8 protein-coding genes and 1 pseudogene are annotated in these 6,574 nt (G+C 69.4%); all 9 read right to left on the reverse strand.

The window, feature by feature from the left end; translation table 11 throughout:
- Positions 1–79 precede the first annotated feature (79 nt).
- The gene (gene trmD, locus AB0L53_RS53775; protein WP_364013062.1) at positions 80–958 is read right to left on the reverse strand and encodes a tRNA (guanosine(37)-N1)-methyltransferase TrmD; all 879 of its coding nucleotides are present in this window, start codon (positions 956–958) and stop codon (positions 80–82) included.
- Entirely contained in the window at positions 958–1,458 is a 501-nt protein-coding gene (gene rimM, locus AB0L53_RS53780) for a ribosome maturation factor RimM (RefSeq protein WP_364013065.1), read from the reverse strand. Before rimM ends, trmD begins: the two co-directional genes overlap by 1 nt.
- Before the next feature lie 71 nt (positions 1,459–1,529).
- Entirely contained in the window at positions 1,530–1,775 is a 246-nt protein-coding gene (locus tag AB0L53_RS53785) for an RNA-binding protein (protein WP_020546537.1), read from the reverse strand.
- A gap of 1 nt (position 1,776) precedes the next feature.
- On the reverse strand, positions 1,777–2,247 hold the full coding sequence (rpsP, locus tag AB0L53_RS53790; RefSeq protein WP_225290503.1) for a 30S ribosomal protein S16: 471 nt from the start codon (positions 2,245–2,247) through the stop codon (positions 1,777–1,779).
- Between the two features lie 220 nt (positions 2,248–2,467).
- Positions 2,468–4,018: a signal recognition particle protein gene (gene ffh, locus AB0L53_RS53795; protein WP_364013069.1), complete on the reverse strand. Its 1,551-nt coding sequence runs from the start codon at positions 4,016–4,018 to the stop codon at positions 2,468–2,470.
- A 149-nt stretch (positions 4,019–4,167) separates the two neighbouring features.
- A complete protein-coding gene (locus tag AB0L53_RS53800) occupies positions 4,168–4,758 on the reverse strand; it encodes an ATP/GTP-binding protein (RefSeq protein WP_214641567.1) in 591 nt (196 codons plus the stop codon).
- Positions 4,739–5,086: a DUF742 domain-containing protein gene (locus AB0L53_RS53805; RefSeq protein WP_214641717.1), complete on the reverse strand. Its 348-nt coding sequence runs from the start codon at positions 5,084–5,086 to the stop codon at positions 4,739–4,741. Before AB0L53_RS53805 ends, AB0L53_RS53800 begins: the two co-directional genes overlap by 20 nt.
- A 65-nt stretch (positions 5,087–5,151) precedes the next feature.
- The gene (locus AB0L53_RS53810) at positions 5,152–5,574 is read right to left on the reverse strand and encodes a roadblock/LC7 domain-containing protein (RefSeq protein ID WP_214641568.1); all 423 of its coding nucleotides are present in this window, start codon (positions 5,572–5,574) and stop codon (positions 5,152–5,154) included.
- A pseudogene (locus tag AB0L53_RS53815) lies at positions 5,571–6,574 on the reverse strand (hypothetical protein); the annotation flags it as partial. The pseudogene AB0L53_RS53815 and the gene AB0L53_RS53810, both read right to left, overlap by 4 nt.

A 6,574-nucleotide genomic window follows, 5' to 3' on the forward strand; every position in this document is an offset into this window, starting at 1 on the left:
CGGACGCGCCTGCTGATTCGATGAACCCGGGACTGTCCCCCGGGCATGGCAGACCAACCACATGATGGTCGGTAGCGCTTCAGTTTGCCATATCTTCCGGCTGGAAGCGAAACGAGAGCTCCTCCAGCAGCCGCCGGTCGTGCTTGTCGAGCGTCTCGGGGTCGAGCGCCGCCGCCAGCTCGGGCCGGTTGGCGACGGTACGGCGCAGCGCCTCGTCACGCCGCCACCGCGCGACCTTCCCGTGATGCCCGGACAGGAGTACGGGCGGCACCTCGTGCCCCCGCCAGACCGGCGGCTTGGTGAAGACGGGGCCTTCGACGAGGTTGCGCATGGCCCCCGGCGCGAAGGAGTCGTCGACGGCCGAGTGGGCGTTGCCGAGCACGCCGGGCAGCAGCCTGCCGATGGCCTCCACCATCACCAGCGTCGCGACCTCGCCGCCGGCCAGCACGTAGTCGCCGATGCTGATCTCGTCGACGCGCAGGCGCGTGCCGTATTCGGCCATGACACGCGAGTCGATGCCCTCGTAGCGCCCGCACGCGAACAGCAGCCAGGGCTCGTCCGCGAGCTCCTGGGCGAGCTCCTGGGTGAACGGCCGCCCGCTCGGCGTGGGAACGATCAGACGCGGCAAGCCCCCCTTACGGACCGCCATCGCCTCAGTGACCGCCGTCGCCTCAGTGACCGCCATCGCCTCAGTGACCGCCATCGCCTCAGTGACCGCCGTCGGCGAGCCGCCCTCGATCACCGCGTCGATGGCCTCGCCCCATACCTCGGGCTTCATGACCATGCCGGGTCCGCCGCCATAGGGCGTGTCGTCCACGGTCTTGTGCACGTCGTGCGCCCAATCGCGGAGCTGGTGCACCCGGACGTCGAGGGTGCCGCGCTCGCGGGCCTTGCCGATGAGGGAGACGTCGAGCGGCGCGAAGTATTCGGGGAAGATCGAGACGATGTCGAGCCGCATCACAGCAGCCCTTCGGGCGGGTCGACGACGAGCCGGCCGCCGTCGAGATCGACCTCGGGCACCAGGGCTCTGACGAACGGGATGAGCGCGTCGTCCTGGCCGCTCCGCCGTACGACCAGGAGGTCCTGACCGTGATGGAGCACGTCGGTGACCTCGCCGACGGCCTCCCCGGAGACGGTCACGACCGCGAGCCCGGTGAGCTGGTGATCGTGGAACTCGTCGGGGTCGTCGGAGGGCGTCACCTCGTCGGAGTCGATGACCAGCATCGTGCCGCGCAGTTCTTCGGCCGTGTCGCGTTGGGTCACCCCGGCGAAAGTGATCAGCAGCGCGCCCTTGTGCCAGCGGCGGCTCTCGATGACCAGCGGCCCCCTGTCGGCGGGATCGGTGGCGACGGCCGCGCCGACGGCGAAGCGGAGCTCGGGATCGTCGGTGCGCACCTCCACGGTCACGTCGCCGCGTACTCCGTGCGGGCGGCCTATCCGGCCGACGACCAACTGCACGTGAACTCCCACCTTTTCTAACGCAAGCGCCCCCATCGGCAAGAAACCGATGAGGGCGCAGGAACCTGACGCTAACGGACGGCTTCGTCCAGGTCGAGCAGATCGACCCGAACGTACTTCCCGTCGGCCAGGGCATTCACGACAGTGCGCAGCGCCTTGGCGGTGCGCCCACCGCGACCGATGACCTTGCCCAGGTCCTCGGGGTGCACCCGGACCTCCAGGACGCGCCCGCTGCGAATGCGGCGTGCGCGGACCCGGACATCGTCGGGATGTTCGACGATGCCCTTAACGAGGTGCTCGAGAGCCTCCTCGAGCACTTCAGGCCTCGCCCTCGGTCTTGGTCTCGGCGGGAGCGGCGGCAGCGGCCTCGACGGGGGCGGCCTCGGCCGTCTCGTCCTTCTTGCGAGCCTTCTTCGGCGTGGTGGCGGACGTGCCGGTGTCGCCACCGGACAGCGTTTCCTTGGCCGCGGCCTCGTAGAGGGCGTGACGGTCGGGCGCCGCCTCGGCGACCTTCATCGGCGCAGGGGCGGCCTCGCCCTTGAACTTCTGCCAGTCACCGGTCAGCTTGAGCAGCTTGAGCACCGGCTCGGTCGGCTGCGCGCCGACACCGAGCCAGTAGGCCGCGCGCTCGGCGTTGACCTCGATGCGCGAAGGGTCTTCCTTCGGGTGGTACAGGCCGATCTCTTCGATCGCCCGGCCGTCACGCTTGGTGCGGCTGTCGGCGACGACGATGCGGTACTGAGGGCTACGGATCATACCGAGCCGCTTGAGCTTGATCTTGACTGCCACTGGTGTGGTCTCTCCTGCATTCGAGCGTGGGTGAACGGCATCACATCGAGTGGGGCACGATGGGAGTCCGCTCCAGGGACAGGCATGACCGGCGGGAGGTGAGAGGGCACCCACCTGGCCACGGTGTTCCAACATGTCATTGTGCCAGACGCACAGGACTGCGCACGACCCGCTGGCGCGGGTCGCCGCGCTCTTAAACCCGGAATATCCAGAAAAGTTGCTACTTCTGGCCCGGGAGATTGAACTTGCTGGGGTCGAAGCCCGGCGGCAGCTCCATGCCCGGAGGCAGCTTCCCGCCCAGGTTGCCCAGCAGACCACCCTTGGTCGGCTGCTGCGGCTCGGCGGGAGCCGAGTCGCCCTTACCCAGGGCGGCCTTGCGCGGGTCGCCGCTCACGCGCCGCCCCTTCTTGGTCTTCTTCTGGGCCTTGGCCGCCTTGCCCCGGCCGCCCGGCATGCCGGGGATGCCCATGCCCCCCGCCATCTTCTTCATCATCTTCTGGGCGTCGAAGAACCGCGTCACCAGGTTGTTGACGGCGCTCACCGTCACACCGGAGCCGGCGGCGATGCGGGCGCGGCGGGAGCCGTTGATGATCTTCGGGTCCTGGCGCTCGCCCGGCGTCATCGAGCGGATGATGGCCGCGATGCGGTCGAGGTCGCGGTCGTCGATGGAGTTGAGCTGGTCGCGCATCTGCCCCATGCCGGGCATCATGCCGAGCAGATTCTTGATCGGGCCCATCTTCTGGACCATCATCATCTGCTCGAGGAAGTCTTCGAGCGTGAAGTTCTCGCCCGAGGTGAGCTTGCCCGCCATCTTGGCGGCCTGCTCCTCGTCGAAGGTCTTCTGGGCCTGCTCGATCAGGGTGAGGATGTCACCCATGTCGAGGATGCGGGAGGCCATCCGGTCGGGGTGGAAGGCGTCGAAGTCCTCGAGCTTCTCACCGGTCGACGCGAACATGATCGGCCGGCCGGTGATGTGCCTGACCGACAGCGCGGCACCGCCGCGGGCGTCGCCGTCGAGCTTGGTGAGCACCACCCCGTCGAAGCCGACGCCCTCCATGAACGCCTGGGCCGTGGTCACGGCGTCCTGGCCGATCATGGCGTCGACCACGAACAGGACCTCGTCGGGCGAGACCGCGTCGCGGATGTCGGCGGCCTGCCGCATCATCTCCTGGTCGATGCCCAGACGGCCGGCGGTGTCGATGATGACGACGTCGTGCTGCGCGCGCTTGGCCTCGTCGATCGACCGGCGGGCGACCCCGACCGGGTCGCCGACGCCGCTGCCGGGCTCGGGCGCGTAGACGGCCACCTGCGCGCGCTCGCCCACGACCTGGAGCTGCTGCACGGCGTTGGGGCGCTGGAGGTCCGCGGCGACGAGCATGGGCGCGTGGCCCTGCTCGCGCAGCCACTTGGCGAGCTTGCCCGCCAGGGTGGTCTTACCGGCGCCCTGCAGGCCCGCGAGCATGATGACGGTCGGCGGCGTCTTGGCGTAGCGGAGCCGGCGCGTCTCGCCGCCGAGGATCTCGATCAGCTCGTCGTTGACGATCTTGACGACCTGCTGCGCCGGGTTGAGCGCCTGGGAGACCTCGATGCCGCGGGCGCGCTCCTTGACCTGGGCGACGAACGCCTTGACCACCGGCAGCGCGACATCGGCCTCGAGCAGCGCGATGCGGATCTCGCGGGTGGTGGCATCGATGTCGGCCTCAGACAGCCGACCCTTGGAGCGGAGGGAGGAGAAGACCGATGTCAGCCGGTCGGAAAGCGTCTCGAACACGTGGTAGGCCAGTCCTCGAAGCGAATGTTGGTCTAATGGTTCAGCCTATCCGCTCCGGCAGCCCTTCCAGCCTGGCTCGGCCATCCGGTCTGTCAGCATGCCCCAGACGGCGACATCCCGGACGGTCGCCTGCCAGGCGGCAGGCGAGGTCAGCTACCGCTCCAGCCCGGCACCGCCATCCGGACCGTCAGCGCGTGTTCGACCAGGTTGATGAGCGCGCTCTTGACCGAGTCCTTCGACCGGGCGTCCAGCCGCACCAGCGGGATGTGCGGCGCCAGTGTGAGAGCGTCGCGCACCTCCGCGTCGCTGTGCGGGTATGACCCATCCCACCCGTTCACGCCCACGACGAACGGCAGCTGCGCCTCTTCGAAGTAGTCGATCGCGGGGAAGCTGTCGGCCAGCCGCCGCGTGTCCACCAGCACCACCGCGCCGATCGCACCACGCACCAGGTCATCCCACATGAACCAGAACCGGTGCTGTCCGGGCGTACCGAACAGATAGAGGATCAGGTCACGGTCGAGCGAGACCCGGCCGAAGTCCATCGCCACGGTCGTGGTGGACTTCAGCGGCGTCATACCGAGGTCGTCGATGCCCGCCGAAGCGTCCGTCATGACGGCCTCGGTCGTCAGCGGCATGATCTCCGACACCGCGCCGACGAACGTCGTCTTGCCCACCCCGAACCCTCCGGCCACCACGATCTTCGTCGAGGTGAGGCCGGGGCTAGAGCCTGCGAAGTCCACTGAGCACCCTTTCGAGCAGGTTTACGTCTGGCCGTCCGGACTCCAGCGCTGGCTGGTGTACGCGTACCAGACCTTCGGCCGCCATGTCGGCGATCAGCACGCGCACCACGCCGAGCGGGATCCGCAACAGGGCCGACACCTCGGCCACCGACCGGACCTGCCGGCAGAGCTGGCTGATCGCCTGATACTCCGGCGTGATGTGGGAGAACTCCCGGTGCTCGGCCGTCGCGGACGAGACCAGGGCCTCCATCGCCAGCTTGACCCGGGGCGCGGTCCGTCCTCCCGTCACGGCGTATGGACGGACCGGCGACGCGGGATCTGAGCTCAGCTGCGGCTGGGGTTGCGGATGGGGATCCCAGCCACCGCTGTTCCACCTTGGGTCCGTCACCTACATCACCTGGTCTGGCTGGCGCGCAGCTCGGCGCGCACCGCCGGAGTAAGTACCTGACCGGCACGATCGACCATAAGCGTCATTTGGTACGCGACCAGGCCCATGTCGCAGTCGGGCGCCGCCAGCACGGCCAGGCAGGAGCCGTCGCTGATCGACATGATCAGCATCAGCCCGCGTTGCATCTCGACGATGGTCTGGTTGACCGCGCCGCCCTCGAAGACCCTGGCCGCTCCCTGCGTCAGGCTCACCAGGCCGGACGCGATCGCGGCCAGTTGATCAGCCCGGTCCACGGGGAAGCCCGACGATGCCGCCAGCGGCAGACCGTCGGACGAGACAACGACCGCGTGGGCGACACCTGGAACGGTACTGACGAAGTCGGTTATCAACCAGTCGACTCCGCGTGCCGCGTGGCTCAGGTCGTTCATACGCCCTCCTCCCTGCTATCAACGGGCCTCGAGCCGGCGGGGTACGCCTTGCCCTCGCTGATGTCGTCACGTGCCGCGCGGAAGCCCTGCTGGAAGCTGGACAAGCGGCTGCGGACACGATCGGGCGAGACAGAGGGCATCGGGGTGACACCCTTCGGCGCCGAGGCGGTGTCGGCGGAACCCGGCACGAGGTTGGCCTTGGGCACCCGCTTGGGCAGCCCGGCGGCCGTCGAGCCGTCACGTACCGGCTCGACCGCGGCCGCCGCGGCGTTCCAACCGGCATCCGCCTTGGAGGAACCCCAGTTCGCGCCGCTTTCACCACCGTGCTCGAACCAGGCCGACTCCACCGAAGCGAAGATCGGCAGGTACTCGTCACCCGATGAGGGCGGGTTGACCACCGGGATGGGGCCGGTCGCGGCCGACTCCGTCTCCGGGAAGTCGTACCTCGGCCTGGGCGGCAGGCTCTGCTCCACCGGCCGGTTGCCGAAGCTCCAGTCCTGTGGCGGCTGGAACGGCGGCTGGTCGCTGGTGGGCCGCTTGGGCAGGCCGTTGTCGCTGCCCCAGCTGCCACCGCCGCCACCACCCTGGCCTCGCGACGGCACCCAGACGTCGGCGGTGTCGTAACCGCCGCTGCTGGCGCGCGGGTCGGAGGGCCAGCCGTTGACGTCGGACGGCCACTGAGGCATGGACGGCCAGGCGCCCGCGCCCGCACCGGCAGGTTCCGGGTTGGACGGGTAGGACGGGTGTCCCGGGCCCATCTGGTAGCCGCCGCCCTGCCACTGCGGAGGCGCGGGGGGCGGCGCGGCCGTGGGAGCGGGAGCCGCGTAGGTCTCCTCGCGCACGGGCATGCCGCCCTGCGTCCCGGCGTAGGCCGGGGACTGGCTGCCGAGCAGGCTCTCGGGCACCAGCACCATGGCGGTCAGACCGCCGGAGCCGTGCGGGCGCAGCTGTACGCGGACGCCGTGGCGGTGCGCCAGTCGGGCGACCACGAACAGGCCCA

The organism is Nonomuraea sp. NPDC052129 (assembly GCF_040680095.1).
Classification (GTDB): Bacteria; Actinomycetota; Actinomycetes; order Streptosporangiales; family Streptosporangiaceae; genus Nonomuraea.

Coding starts and splice junctions, on each gene's coding strand:
- trmD (WP_364013062.1), bottom strand. CDS start 958: ATGCGGCTCGACATCGTCTCGATCTTCCCCGAATACTTCGCGCCGCTC.
- AB0L53_RS53810 (WP_214641568.1), bottom strand. CDS start 5,574: ATGAACGACCTGAGCCACGCGGCACGCGGAGTCGACTGGTTGATAACC.